12 protein-coding genes are annotated in these 12,880 nt (G+C 73.0%); 8 read left to right on the top strand and 4 right to left on the bottom strand.

Features of this window, described 5'->3' with window-relative positions; translation table 11 throughout:
- Window positions 1-11 precede the first annotated feature (11 nt).
- Genes ABD331_RS31710 through mnhG form a run of 6 tightly spaced genes read left to right on the top strand, consistent with a single transcriptional unit; the run spans window position 12 to window position 6,329 of the window.
- Window positions 12-2,795, top strand: a complete 2,784-nt coding sequence (locus tag ABD331_RS31710; RefSeq protein WP_344482625.1) for a Na+/H+ antiporter subunit A — start codon at window positions 12-14, stop codon at window positions 2,793-2,795.
- Window positions 2,792-3,607 (top strand): Na(+)/H(+) antiporter subunit C, encoded by an 816-nt coding sequence (locus ABD331_RS31715; RefSeq protein ID WP_344482628.1) that lies wholly within the window; start codon window positions 2,792-2,794, stop codon window positions 3,605-3,607. Before ABD331_RS31710 ends, ABD331_RS31715 begins: the two co-directional genes overlap by 4 nt.
- Entirely contained in the window at window positions 3,604-5,196 is a 1,593-nt protein-coding gene (locus ABD331_RS31720; protein ID WP_344482631.1) for a Na+/H+ antiporter subunit D, read from the top strand. Before ABD331_RS31715 ends, ABD331_RS31720 begins: the two co-directional genes overlap by 4 nt.
- Before the next feature lie 34 nt (window positions 5,197-5,230).
- Window positions 5,231-5,764, top strand: coding sequence for a Na+/H+ antiporter subunit E (locus ABD331_RS31725; RefSeq protein WP_344482634.1), 534 nt, complete (start codon window positions 5,231-5,233; stop codon window positions 5,762-5,764).
- Entirely contained in the window at window positions 5,761-6,021 is a 261-nt protein-coding gene (locus tag ABD331_RS31730) for an MrpF/PhaF family protein (RefSeq protein ID WP_344482637.1), read from the top strand. The genes ABD331_RS31725 and ABD331_RS31730 overlap by 4 nt, the downstream gene beginning before the upstream one ends.
- The gene (mnhG, locus tag ABD331_RS31735; protein WP_344482640.1) at window positions 6,018-6,329 is read left to right on the top strand and encodes a monovalent cation/H(+) antiporter subunit G; all 312 of its coding nucleotides are present in this window, start codon (window positions 6,018-6,020) and stop codon (window positions 6,327-6,329) included. Before ABD331_RS31730 ends, mnhG begins: the two co-directional genes overlap by 4 nt.
- On the opposite strand, the gene ABD331_RS31740 is transcribed toward mnhG, so the two are convergent.
- The 4 genes from ABD331_RS31740 to ABD331_RS31755 are packed head-to-tail and all read right to left on the bottom strand — an operon-like array spanning window position 6,284 to window position 10,333.
- Entirely contained in the window at window positions 6,284-6,796 is a 513-nt protein-coding gene (locus ABD331_RS31740) for a DUF6328 family protein (RefSeq protein WP_344482643.1), read from the bottom strand. The genes mnhG and ABD331_RS31740 overlap by 46 nt on opposite strands.
- A 53-nt stretch (window positions 6,797-6,849) precedes the next feature.
- On the bottom strand, window positions 6,850-8,880 hold the full coding sequence (locus ABD331_RS31745) for a xanthine dehydrogenase family protein molybdopterin-binding subunit (protein ID WP_344482646.1): 2,031 nt from the start codon (window positions 8,878-8,880) through the stop codon (window positions 6,850-6,852).
- Entirely contained in the window at window positions 8,877-9,848 is a 972-nt protein-coding gene (locus ABD331_RS31750; RefSeq protein ID WP_344482649.1) for an FAD binding domain-containing protein, read from the bottom strand. Before ABD331_RS31750 ends, ABD331_RS31745 begins: the two co-directional genes overlap by 4 nt.
- On the bottom strand, window positions 9,845-10,333 hold the full coding sequence (locus ABD331_RS31755) for a (2Fe-2S)-binding protein (RefSeq protein WP_344482652.1): 489 nt from the start codon (window positions 10,331-10,333) through the stop codon (window positions 9,845-9,847). Before ABD331_RS31755 ends, ABD331_RS31750 begins: the two co-directional genes overlap by 4 nt.
- A 96-nt stretch (window positions 10,334-10,429) precedes the next feature.
- Here ABD331_RS31755 and ABD331_RS31760 point away from each other — a divergent pair, with 96 nt between their 5' ends.
- On the top strand, window positions 10,430-11,560 hold the full coding sequence (locus ABD331_RS31760; protein ID WP_344482655.1) for an acetate/propionate family kinase: 1,131 nt from the start codon (window positions 10,430-10,432) through the stop codon (window positions 11,558-11,560).
- Window positions 11,561-11,600: 40 nt separating this feature from the next.
- Entirely contained in the window at window positions 11,601-12,848 is a 1,248-nt protein-coding gene (locus ABD331_RS31765) for an erythromycin esterase family protein (RefSeq protein ID WP_344482658.1), read from the top strand.
- The last annotated feature ends 32 nt before the right edge of the window (window positions 12,849-12,880 follow it).

The raw sequence follows: 12,880 nt of genomic DNA on the forward strand, positions 1-12,880 counted from the left end.
CCGAGGAGCCCATGGAGTCGCTGCTGGTCCTGCACGCGATCGCGGCTGCCTGCGCCCCCTGGCTGGCCGCCCGTCTGGGCCGCGCCTGCTTCGCCGTGCTGGCCGTCCCGCCGGCGGCGGCGTTCTGCTACACCGGCTGGCTGGCGGCGCGCGGGCTGCCCGTGCGGGAGAGCACCCCGTGGGCGCTGGGCATGGAGCTGTCCTTCCGCGCCGACCCGCTCTCCGTGCTGATGATGTCGCTGGTCACCGGGGTCGGCGTGCTGGTGCTGTGTTACAGCGCCCGCTACTTCCCCGCGGGCGACGACGGGCTCGGCCGCTACGGCGGCGCGATGGTGGCGTTCGCCGGCTCGATGCTGGGCCTGGTCACGGCCGACGACCTGCTGCTCCTGTACGTCTTCTGGGAGCTGACCACCGTCTTCTCCTACCTGCTCATCGGGTACGACCCGCAGAGCCGTATGAGCCGCCAGGCCGCGATGAAGGCGCTGACGGTCACCACGTTCGGCGGGCTGGCGATGCTGGCCGGGTTCGTGCTGGTGGGCCAGCAGGCGGGCACGTACCAGATCTCGCAGATCCGCCCGCAGGACTGGGCGCCGGCCGCGGTGCTGCTGGTGCTGGCGGGGGCGCTGTCGAAGTCGGCCATTTTCCCGTTCAGCACCTGGCTGCCCGCCGCGATGGCCGCGCCCACGCCCGTGTCGGCGTACCTGCACGCGGCGGCCATGGTGAAGGCGGGCGTGTATCTGCTGGCCCGGCTGGGGCCCGCGTTCGGCGAGCTGACGCTGTGGCGGGCGGTGGTGGTGCCGCTGGGCGTGCTGACGATGCTGCTGGGCGGGTGGCGGGCGCTGCGGGAGACGGATCTGAAGCGGCTGCTGGCGTACGGCACGGTGGGGCAGCTCGGGTTCCTGGTGGTGCTGTTCGGGGCGGGGACCGAGGGGGCGGCGCTGGCCGGGGTGGGCATGCTGCTGGCGCACGCGCTGTTCAAGGCGGCGTTGTTCCTGGTGGTGGGGATCGTCGATCACGCTGCGGGGACGCGGGACCTGCGGGAGCTGAGCGGGCTGGGGCGGGCGATGCCGTGGGTGTGCGGGGTGGCGGTGCTGGCCGGGGCGTCGATGGCGGGGTTGCCGCCGCTGGTGGGGTTCGCGGGGAAGGAGGCGGCGCTGGAGGCGCTGCTGGACGCGCCGATCGTGCTGGCGGGGGTGGTGGCGGGGTCGGCGCTGACGGCGGCGTACACGCTGAGGTTCCTCTGGGGCGCCTTTTCGAGCAAGGGACGAAAGGCGGCAAGGCAGGTGCATGGGGTTCCGGCGGCGATGTTCGTGCCCGCCGCGCTCCTGTCCGTCCTGGGGCTGGCGCTGGCGCCGCTGGCCTCCTGGTACGAGTCCGCCATGTCCCCCTACACCAGCACGTTCCGCGACCCGGGCCACCACTCCCACCTGGCGGTCTGGAGCGGCCTGTCGTTCCCGCTGCTGCTGTCGGCGGCGGCGCTGGCGGCCGGGGTGGCGCTGTTCCTGGCGCGGGATCCGGTGGCGCGGGCGGGCGCGGCGCTGCACCTGGTGGACTCCGGCCAGGTCTTCTGGACGATCATCCGGCGCCTGGACCGTTTCGCCATTCAGCTCACCGGACTCATCCAGCGCGGCTCCGTGCCCGATTACCTCATGCTGACACTCCTCGCGACGGTCGGAGTGGGGCTGTTCTCCATCGTCTACGGGGGCGAGCCCCACCTGGACGTGCCGGTCGTCGCCTGGCAGCGGCCCGAGCAGCCGGTCATCGTCGCGCTGCTCGCGGCCGCGGCAATTCTGGCGCTGTTCTCCCGCGCGTACGTGCTGCTCGCCCTGGTGATCGGCCTGACCGGGTACGGCACGGCGCTGCTGTTCCTCGTGCACGGCTCCCCCGACCTGGCGCTGACCCAGTTCCTGGCGGAGACGCTGAGCCTGGTGGTGTTCGCGCTGGTGCTGCGGCGGCTGCCGATCCAGCCGGAGGAGGGGCGGCTGGCGTTCCCGTTCCGGCTGGCGCTGGGGCTGGCGGTCGGGGTGGTGGCCGCGGGGGCGGGCATGCTGGCGATGGCGGCGCGCGGCACCGAGCCGGTCGGCGCGTTCATGGCCGGGGCGGCGGAGGAGGCCGGCGCCCGCAACATGGTCAGCGCCATCATCCTCGACGTGCGCGCCTGGGACACGCTGGGCGAGAGCGCCGTGCTCATCGTGCTGACGCTGGGCGTGACGAGCTTGGTGTTCCTGCGGCGCAGGTCGTACGCGATCGAGCGGGCCGAGGGCGGGCACCGGGCGGAGGAGCGCACGCACTGGCTGGCGGCGACGCTGCCGCGCGGGCAGCGGGCGCTGGCGTTCGAGGTGGCGGCGCGGCTGACGTTCCACACGGTGCTGGCGTTGTCGGTGTTCCTGCTGTTCATCGGGCACAGCGGGGTCGGGGGCGGGTTCGCGGGCGGCATCGTGGCGGGGCTGGCGATCACGGTGCGGTTCCTGGCGGGTGGCCGCAACGAGCTGGCCGCGGCCGTGCCGGTGCACGCCGGTGTGCTGATGGGCGTCGGGCTGACGCTGTCGGCGGGCACGGCGCTGACGGGGCTGCTGTTCGGGCGGGCGGCGCTGGACATGCTGGCCACGGAGGTGAGCGTGCCGCTGGTGGGGCATGTGCACCTGTCCACGGGGCTGCTGTTCGATCTGGGCGTGTACGTGTCGGTGATCGGCATGGTGCAGGACGTGTTGCGCGCGCTCGGGGCCGAGCTGGACCGGCAGATCGACACCGAGGACGACGCCGGGGACGGGGACCGAACTTGGGAGGGCGCGTGAACAGCGTCTCGGTGCTGCCGTTCGCCGCCTGCTGCGTCATGATCACCTGCGGGGTGACGCTGCTGCTCGAACGGAGCCTGGTGCGCGTGCTGGCCGGCGTCATCGTGCTGAGCAACGGGGTGAACCTGCTGATCGTCACCGCGGGCGGCGACACGGGCGGCCCGCCCTTCACCGACGAACCGGGCGCGGCCGACCCGCTCCCCCAGGCGATGGTGCTCACCGCGATCGTGATCACCCTGGGGGTGACGGCGTTCCTGCTGGCCCTGGTGCACCGCTCGTGGCAGCTCACGGGCAGCGACGAGGTCCAGGACGACACCGAGGACCGCCGGGTGCGGCTGCGCTCGCGGCGCGGCGAGCTGGGCGACGCCGTACGGGCCAGGCAGGACGCCTACCGGCGGCTGGTCATCGAGCAGCGGGCCGAGCTGGCGAAGCTGGAGGCCGAGCAGGCCGAGCGGGAGCGGCTGGAGGAGGCGGACCTGGAGCGGCGCATCTCCCGGGTGCACGACGAGCTGGGCCAGTGGATGCGCGAGATGCGGTACGAGGGGCTGCCGGAGGAGGCGTTGCAGGAGCGCCTGGAGGAGGCGGGGCTGCGTGAGGACCCCGGCGCCACGTCGAACCTGGAGCGGATCGAGCAGCTTCGCGAGGAGCACGAGCGGGGGCGGGCGCAGCAGGCGGCCAGGGAGAAGGAGCTGCGCAAGAAGCTCAAGGCGAGGCAGCGGGAGGCGCGCAGGCAGATGCGGACGGCCATCAGGGAGGAGCGCGAGCGGCAGGCCCTCGCGCAGGACCCCGAGCTGGAGGGCGACGACGCATGACCGGCCCCTTGCTGGAAGCCGCGCTCGTGGACGGGCCGCTGGAGAGCCTGGTCTGCGTGCCCGTCCTGCTGCCGCTGCTGGCCGCCGGCGTGAAGCTGGCCATCGGCGGCCGGCTGCGGCAACTGCAGTCGCTGATCAGCCTGGTCACGCTGGGCATCTCGCTGGCCGTCTCCGTCGTGCTGATGATCGCGGCCGACACGAACGGCCCGCTGGTGACCGAGCTGGGCGGCTGGCCGTCGCCGATCGGCATCTGCCTGGTGGCCGACAGGCTCTCGACGCTGGTGCTGGTCGTGTCGTCGGCGGTGACGTTCTGCGTGATGGTGTACTCGGTCGTCAGCGCGTACGACGAGCAGGAGCACGACGCGCCGATGGCGATCTTCCATCCGGCGTTCCTGGTGATGGTGGCCGGGGTGGCGGACGCGTTCCTGTCCGGCGACCTGTTCAACCTGTACGTGGCGTTCGAGCTGCTGCTGAGCGGCTCGTACGTGCTGCTCACCTTCGGCGGCACGGAGTCGAGGATCCGGGCGGGCGCCACGTACACGCTGATGGCGCTGGCCTCGTCGATGCTGTTCCTGATCGCGCTGGCCATCACGTACGGCGCCACAGGCACCCTGTCGATGGCGCAGCTCGCCGAGCGCTTCGCCACGCTGCCGGAGCAGGTCAAGGTGCTGGTGGAGCTGACGCTGCTGCTGGCGTTCGCCATCAAGGCGGCGATCTTCCCCATGTCGGCGTGGCTGCCCGACTCCTATCCCACCGCGCCCGCCCCGGCGACGGCGGTGTTCGCGGGGCTGCTCACGAAGGTCGGCGTGTACTCGATCATCCGGCTGGAGGCGCTGCTGTTCCCCGGCGGGCCGGTGTCGACGCTGCTGATGTGGGTGGCGCTGGCGACGATGCTGGCCGGGGTGCTGGGCGCGGTGGCGCAGACGGATCTGAAGCGGATGTTGTCCTTCACCCTGGTCAGCCACATCGGGTACATGGTGTTCGGGGTGGCGCTGTCCACGGTGGCGGGGCTGGCGGGGGCGATCTTCTACGTGGTGCACCACATCACCGTGCAGACGAGCCTGTTCCTGGTGACGGGGATGGTGGAGCGGCGCACCGGCACGACGTCGGTGACGCGGCTGGGCGGGCTGATGAAGGCGTCGCCGCTGATCGCGGTGCTGTTCTTCATCCCGGCCATGAACCTGTCGGGCATCCCGCCGATGTCGGGCTTCCTGGGCAAGCTGATGCTGGTGCAGGCGGGGCTGGCGCAGGGCGGGTGGCTGCCGGTGACGCTGGTGGCGGCGGGGCTGGTGACGAGCCTGCTCACCTTGTACGCGGTGGCCAAGACGTGGGGGAAGGCGTTCTGGCGGGGGCCGCGGGCCGACCGGGTGGGGCGGGTGGTGGAGAGCGAGGAGCACACCGGTGAGGATCCGACGGTGACCACCACCACCCTGCCGGCGGCGCTGCCGGTGTCTGTGGCGGCGCTGGTCGGGCTGGGGCTGTCGTTCACGGTGCTGGCGGGGCCGCTGTCGGCGCTGGCGCATCGGGCGGCGGGGGAGCTGATGGCGCGCGAGCCGTACATCACGGCCGTTCTGGGGAGACAGCCGTGAAGCGGGAAGACAGCCATGAAGCGGGGAGGCGGCCGTGAGCCGGTATGTGATGGCGCCGCGACTGCTGGGCAGGCGGGTGCCGCTGCCGCTGGTCGCCTGGCTGGCGCTGGTGTGGGTGACGCTGTGGGGCGACCTGTCGGTGGGCAACGTGCTGGGCGGCCTGCTGACCGGCCTGGTCGTGACGTGGCTGCTGCCCCTGCCCATCCTCGATCCCGGCATCAGGGTGCACCCGGGCCCGCTGGTGAGGTTCCTGCTGTGGTTCGCCTGGGACATGGTGACCTCGACGGTCCGGGTGGTGTTCTGGGTGGCCCATCCGGGGCCGCCGCCGACGCGCATCGTCAGGGTGCCGCTGCGCACCTCGTCGGAGTCCATGACGGTGCTGCTGATGATCGCGCTGTCCACGGTGCCCGGCACGCTGATCGTGGAGGCGTACAGGAAGGAGCTGGTCGTGCACGTCCTGGGCCTGACCGGCGACGTCGCCGGCGCCGTGCGGGCGGACGTGGCGGGGCTGGAGTCGCGCATCGTGCGCGCGTTCGGCACCGCGGCGGACCGGGAGGAGCTGGGATGACGGCGGTGTACCTGGCGACGGTCGCGCTGCTGTTCTGCGGCGCGGCGGCCTCGCTCTACCGGGTGGCGCGCGGCCCCTCGATGCTGGACCGGGCCGTGGCGCTGGACGTGCTGACGTCGCTGTCGATGTGCGGGGTCGGGGCGTTCGCGGTGGCCAGGGACGACTACTCGGACCTGCCGATCCTGCTGGTGCTGTCGCTGCTGGGGTTCGTGGGGTCGGTGTCCCTGGCCCGGTTCTTCTCTGGGAGATCGCGATGAACGTGGCCGCGGCCGTCTGCCTGCTGGTCGGCTCGACGCTGGCGCTGTCGGCCGGGGTGGGGCTGATGCGGTTCCGCACCACGCTGGACCGCATGCACGCCGGCACCAAACCGCAGGTGCTCGGCGTGCTGCTGGTGCTGCTGGCGATGTGGCTGCACCGGCCCAGCTGGTCGTACGCGGGGCCGCTGCTGCTGGTCGGGATCTCCCAGGTGATCACCGTGTCGGTGGCGGCCTACATGGTGGCGCGGGCCGCCTACACGCGTCAGTCCTGCGAGGACGACACCGAGCTGCCCTCGTCCGAGGACTGACCGTTGCGGGTGAGGCCCGGCTGGCCGAACCACGTCCACAGGGCCAGCGCGGCCAGCAGGCCCGCGGTGATCCAGGCGAGCGGCGCCTGGAACAGGTAGTCGATGACGAACATCGTGGACGTGGTCATCGACACGGCCAGGGCGAGCGCGCCCCAGATGCCGTACTGGTTGGAGCGGCGTACCAGCGTCTCCTTGCGGCCCTGCCGGAACAGCACGCGGTGCTGCGCGGTCGGCGCGATGTAGCAGATGGACGCGACGGCGGCGCTGACCAGCGCCGCGTAGTACAGCCACCGGTCCGCCTGGTCCAGCCGGGAGAACCCGGAGGAGAAGGGCACCGTGAGCAGGAACGCGAACAGCACCTGCACCCCGGTGACCGCGACACGCGCGCCCTGCAGCAGCTCGACGAAGTTGCGATCCGCCCGCTCCTGCTCCGACTCGTTGCGCTGCTGCGCCATCTCGCTCTTCACGCCGCCTCCCGCCAATCAAACCCGAGAGACTTCCTCTTCCATGCAAAGCGCGGTCAAAACCTCGCCGTCAGGATCTTCGCCGGGGTGATGGGCAGGTCGCGGAAGCGGTGGCCGGTGGCGTGGTGCACGGCGTTGCCGATGGCGGCGGCGGTGCCGACGATGCCGATCTCGCCGATGCCCTTGCTGCCCATCGGGTTGAGCTGATCGTCCTCCTCGTCCAGCCAGTGCGCCTCCACGTGCTGGGCGTCGGCGCAGGCCGGGATGTGGTACTGGGCCAGGTCGCGGTGCAGGAAGCCGCCGAACTCCTCGTCGGTGACGGTCTCCTCCATCAGCGCCATGCCCATGCCCATCGTCATGCCGCCGAGGAACTGGGACCTGGCCAGCTTGGCGTCCACGATGTGCCCGGCGGCGAACACGCCGAGCAGCCGCGACACGCGGATCTCGCCGGTCACCGCGCTGACCCGCACCTCGGCGAACTGGGCGCCGAAGGCGTGCCTGGCCAGCTTGGCGTCCGCCTTGACCTCGTCGGTGGTGTCGGCGCGGCCCTCCTTGCCGTCGCGCCGCAGCTCCTCGCAGGCGCGGACGACGGCGGTGCCCCAGGAGGCGGTGCCCATGGAGCCGCCCGCCACCGGCGCCTGCGGCAGGTCGCTGTCGCCGAGCTCGATGTGCACCCGCTCGGGGTCCACGCCGAGCGTGGCCGCCGCGATCTTCCTGAGCGCCGTGCGGGCGCCGGTGCCGATGTCGGCGGCGGCCACCTGGACGAGCACGTCGCCGTTCCTGGTCGTGGCCACGGCCTTGCACGGCGATCTCCTGGCCGGGTAGGTCGAGGACGCCACGCCGGTGCCGATCAGCCACTCCCCCTCCCGCCTGATGCCGGGCCGCGGGTCGCGGTGCTGCCAGCCGAAGCGGTGTGCGCCCTCGCGCAGGCAGCCGACGAGGTTGCGCGAGCTGAACGGCAGGCCGCTGTCCGGCTCGGTCTCGGGGTCGTTGCGGACGCGCAGCTCGACGGGGTCCAGGCCGGCGGCGTAGGCCAGCTCGTCCATCGCGGACTCCAGCGCGTACATGCCGGGGCACTCGCCGGGGGCGCGCATCCACGACGGGGTGGCCACGTCCAGCCGGACCAGCCGGTGCCCGGTGCGCAGCGCGGGCGTGCCGTACATGACCCGGGTCGGGACGGTGGTCTGCTCGGCGAACTCGATCAGCGTGGAGCTCTGCTCGTACGCCAGGTGCTCGACGGCGGTGAGGCGGCCGTCGGCGTCCACGCCGAGGCGCAGCCGCTGGATCGTCGGCGTGCGGTAGCCGGTGACGTCGAACATCTGCTGCCGGGTCAGCGCGATCTTGACGGGGCGGCCCACCATGCGGGCGGCCAGCGCGGCCAGGATCGCCTGCGGCCTGGTCGTGCCCTTGGAGCCGAACCCGCCGCCCACGTGCCTGGACACCACGCGCACCTGGTCCTCCGGCAGGCCCAGCGTCTTGGCGATGAGGCTGCGGCTGCCGCTGGTGCCCTGCGCGGTGTCGTACACCAGCAGCCGGCCCTCGGTGTCCCACAGGGCCAGCGCCGCGTGCGGCTCCATCGGGTTGTTGTGCAGGACGGGCGTCTCGTAGGTGACGTCCACGCTCGCCGCGGCGGCCGACAGCCCCGCCTCCACGTCGCCCTTCTCGGAGTCGGACGGGAAGTTCGGGTTGACCACCTCCGGCTGGTAGAGGCCGGGGTGGTCGCTGCTCAGCCGCACGTCGTGGTCGTCGGCGTCGTAGTCGACGCGGACGTGCGCGGCGGCGTCGCGGGCGATCTCGTAGGTCTCGGCCACGACGGCGGCGACGATCTGGCCCCGGTAGGCCACCTCGCGGCTCTGGAACAGGGCCAGCTCGGGGTCGGCGTCCCCGGCCAGGCGGGGCGCGGCCTCGCAGGACAGCACGGCCAGCACGCCCGGCAGCTCCAGCGCGGGCGCGGCGTCCACGCGCTTGACGCGGCCCTTGGCGATCTGCGCCTGCACGGCGTAGGCGTAGGCGACGTTCTCGGCGGGGTACTCGGCCGCGTACGTGGCCAGCCCCGTGACCTTGACGCGCCCTTCGATGCGGTTCATGCCGCGAGCTCCTCAAGCGTGGCGACGATCAGGTTGCGGGCCAGCGGCACCTTGAAGGCGTTGCGCGGCAACGGGCGGGCCTGCTCCAGCTCGGCCTCCGCCGCCTGGAGGAACGCCTCGCCGGTCGCCGGGCCGCCGATGAGGGCCTGTTCGGCGCGTTCGGCCCGCCAGGGGGCGTGGGCGACCCCGCCGAGCGCGATGCGGCAGCCGGCCACGTCGCCGTCCGGCCCGACGTCGAGCACGGCGGCGATGGACACCAGGGCGAACGCGAACGACGCCCGCTCGCGCACCTTGCGGTAGAGCGAGGCGCCGGGCGGCGGTGGCGGCAGCTCGACGGCGGTGATCAGGTCGCCCGGGCTCAGCACGGTGTCGCGCTCGGGCTCCTCGCCGGGCAGGCGGTGCAGGCCGGGCATGGGCACGATGCGGTCGCCGCCGGGGCCTGTGACGTGCACCTGGGCGTCCAGCGCGGCCAGGGCCACCGCCATGTCGGAGGGGTGGGTGGCCACGCAGGCGTCGGAGGTGCCGAGGATCGCCAGCCCGGCGTGGTCGCCGGCGATGGCCGGGCAGCCGGAGCCGGGGCGGCGCTTGTTGCAGGGCCTGGTGACGTCCTGGAAGTAGGTGCAGCGGGTGCGCTGCAGCAGGTTGCCCGCGACGGTGGCGACGTTGCGCACCTGGCCGGACGCGCCGGCCAGCACGGCGCGCGCCAGCATCGGGTAGCGGCTGCGGATCAGCGGGTGGACGGCCAGATCGGTGTTGCGGACGGTGGCGCCGACGCGGACGCGGTCGCCCTGCGGCTCGATGGTGTCGAGCGGCAGGCGGCTGACGTCCACCAGGCGCTCGGGCTCGGCCACGCCCAGCCGCATCAGGTCCACCAGGTTGGTGCCGCCGCCCAGGTACATGGTGCCGGGGCCGAAGTCGCGCACGGCCTCGGCGGTGCTGCCCGCGCGGGCGTACTCGAAGGGTTTCACCTGGCCACCTCCTCGATCGCGCTGACGATGTTGACGTAGGCGCCGCAGCGGCACAGGTTGCCGCTCATGCGCTCGCTGATCTCCTCGGGGGTCAGGTCGGGGTCGACGAGGATGTCGTCGGTGACGGCGCTGGGGCCGGGCTCGCCGAGCATGCCCGCGGCCGAGCAGAGCTGGCCCGGCGTGCAGTAGCCGCACTGGAAGGCGTCGTGCTCCATGAACGCGCTCTGCAGCGGGTGCAGCTCCTCGCCCGTGGCCAGGCCCTCGACGGTGGTGATCTCGCGGCCCTCCACCGCCACCGCCAGCGCCAGGCAGGCGTTGGCCCGCCGCCCGTCGATGAGGACCGTGCAGGCGCCGCACTGGCCGTGGTCGCAGCCCTTCTTGGCGCCGATGAGCCCGAGTCTTTCGCGCAGCAGGTCGAGCAGCGACATCCGCGGGTCCACGTCCACCGTGCGCGGCACGCCGTTCACCTGCAAGGTGATAGTCATTTCGCACGACTACCCGAGCTCTCGGAGAGACAACCCCTGACCGCGGCAAAGAGCATCCGTCCGTTTTGCCGGAATCACGAGGGGTAGCCGGGCCGCATGGACGAGCAGGTGGAGCCGGCGGCGATACTCACCGTCAACGCGGGGTCGTCGAGTCTGCGCCTCGATCTCGTACAAGGGGGCAGCGTGCTCGACAGCGCGCACTCCGAGCGCGCCGTCGATCCCGGCTCGGCCAGGGAGGAGCTGTCGGCGTTCCTCGGCGGCCACTTCGACCGCGACGTCAGGGCGGTCGCGCACCGGCTGGTGCACGGCGGCGACGTGGTGCGCTCGCCTGCGGTGGCCGACGACGAGACGGCCGAGGCGCTGCGCGCGCTCACCGACCTGGCGCCGCTGCACCTGCCGCCCGCGCTGGCGCTGCTGGAGGCGGCGCGCGAGCAGCTCCCCGCCGTGCCGCACGTGCTCTGCCCCGACACGGCCTTCCACGCGGGGCTGCCGGACGAGGCCGCCGTGTACGCCCTTCCCGCCGAGTGGCGCGACCGGTACGGCCTGCGCCGCTACGGCTTCCACGGCCTGTCGTACGCCTGGGCCGCGGACCGCGCCTGCGAGCTGCTCGGCCGCCCGGCGAACGAGCTGGAGCTGGTGCTGGCGCACCTGGGCGGCGGGTCTTCGGTGGCCGCCGTGTCGGGCGGGCGCAGCGTGGACACCTCGATGGGCTTCACGCCGCTGGAGGGGCTGCCCATGAGCAAGCGCTCGGGCAGCGTGGATCCCGGCATGCTGGTCTGGTTGCTCGGTCCTGGCCGCCTGACGCTCAAGGAGCTGGCCGAGGGGCTGGAGCGCCGTTCTGGGCTGCTGGGGCTGTCGGGGGGACGTTCTGGGGACACGCGGGAGCTGGTGGCGGCCGAGCGGGACGGCGACGAGGCGGCGCGGCTGGCGCTGGGCGTGTTCGCGCACCGCGTCAGCCGGGAGATCGCCGCCGCGGCCACCTCGCTGCGGCGGGTGGACGCGCTGGTGTTCACCGGGGAGATCGGCTGGGACCAGCCCGAGGTGCGCGAGGCCGTCTGCCGCCGCCTCGGCCTGCTCGGCGTCGAGCCGCCCGCCGTGGGCAACCGCCACGACGACGGGCCGGTCAGCGCGGGCGGAGCCGCCGTGCCCGTGCTGGTGGTGCAGGTGCGCGAGGAGCTGCAGCTCGCCAGGGAGTGCCTGTCGGCGCTGGCCGAGGAGGAGTCATGACGAACCTCTGGCTTCCGGCGCTCACGGAGGAGGTGCTCTGGTGACGAATCTCGACGAGGTGCGCCGCTCGGCGCTGCCGCTCGCCGGCCCCGGCGACCTCACCCCGCTGCTGGAGCGCGTCGGCGAGGCCAGGTTCGTGCTGATCGGCGAGGCCACCCACGGCACCCACGAGTTCTACGCCTGGCGCGCGGAGCTGACCCGCCGGCTGATCACCGAGAAGGGCTTCGGCTTCGTCGCCGTCGAGGGCGACTGGCCCGACTGCGAGCGGGTGGACCGCGCCGTCACCACCGGCGCCGACCCGTACGAGGCGCTGTACTCCTTCGAGCGCTGGCCCACCTTCATGTGGGCCAACGAGGAGGTCGTCGCCTTCTGCCGCCGGCTGCGCGACTGGAACGCCGGCCGCCCGCCCGGCGAGCGCTGCGGCTTCCACGGCCTGGACGTCTACAGCCTGTGGGACTCCCTGCGCGCCATCCGCCGCTACGCCGCCGCCCACCTGCCGGAGCGGATGGGCACGGTGATGGAGGCCCTGTACTGCTTCGAGTCCTACGGCCACGACCCGCAGCAGTACGGCCTGGCCACCCGCCTGGTCCCCGACACGTGTGAGGACGAGGTGGTGCGCCTGCTGTCCGAGCTGGGCGGCGACGCGTTCGGGGTGCGGCAGAACGCCGAGGTCGTGGCCGGCGCGGAACGCTACTACCGGGCCATGGTGCGCGGCGGCCCCGACTCCTGGAACATCAGGGACGTGCACATGGCCGACACCCTGGACCGGCTGGCCGGGCACCACCAGGCGAAAGGCGTGGTGTGGGCGCACAACACGCACGTCGGCGACGCCCGCGCCACCGACATGGCCGCCGCCGGGATGACGAACCTCGGGCAGCTCGTACGCGAACGCCACCGCGAGGACGCCGTCCTCGTCGGCTTCGGCACGCACCGCGGCACGGTCGTCGCGGCCGGCCGGTGGGGCGACCGGCATCACGTCATGCGAGTGCCGCCGGCCCGGCCCGCGTCGCTGGAGGCGTTCCTGCACGAGGCGCTCCCCGGGCAGGACGCGCTGTTCCTGGTGCCGCCGCCCGGCCTGCGGGCCGGCTGGTACGACGAGCCGATGGGGCACCGGGCGATCGGCGTCGTCTACCACCCCGAGCGGGAGCGCTGGGGCAACTACGTGCCCACGGTCGTCGGCCGCCGCTACGACGCCTTCCTGTGGCTGGACGAGACCAGGGCGGTGCATCCGCTGCACGGCGAGCCGTGGGGCGACGTGGAGCCGGAGACGTATCCGACGGCCATGTGAGGCGTTTGTCGGTCGCGGATGGTTTGATCTCC

The organism is Nonomuraea monospora, from assembly GCF_039531895.1.
Lineage (GTDB): Bacteria > Actinomycetota > Actinomycetes > Streptosporangiales > Streptosporangiaceae > Nonomuraea > Nonomuraea monospora.

Coding starts and splice junctions, on each gene's coding strand:
- mnhG (WP_344482640.1), top strand. CDS start 6,018: ATGAACGTGGCCGCGGCCGTCTGCCTGCTGGTCGGCTCGACGCTGGCG.
- ABD331_RS31720 (WP_344482631.1), top strand. CDS start 3,604: ATGACCGGCCCCTTGCTGGAAGCCGCGCTCGTGGACGGGCCGCTGGAG.
- ABD331_RS31760 (WP_344482655.1), top strand. CDS start 10,430: ATGGACGAGCAGGTGGAGCCGGCGGCGATACTCACCGTCAACGCGGGG.
- ABD331_RS31745 (WP_344482646.1), bottom strand. CDS start 8,880: ATGAACCGCATCGAAGGGCGCGTCAAGGTCACGGGGCTGGCCACGTAC.
- ABD331_RS31755 (WP_344482652.1), bottom strand. CDS start 10,333: ATGACTATCACCTTGCAGGTGAACGGCGTGCCGCGCACGGTGGACGTG.
- ABD331_RS31730 (WP_344482637.1), top strand. CDS start 5,761: ATGACGGCGGTGTACCTGGCGACGGTCGCGCTGCTGTTCTGCGGCGCG.
- ABD331_RS31710 (WP_344482625.1), top strand. CDS start 12: ATGGAGTCGCTGCTGGTCCTGCACGCGATCGCGGCTGCCTGCGCCCCC.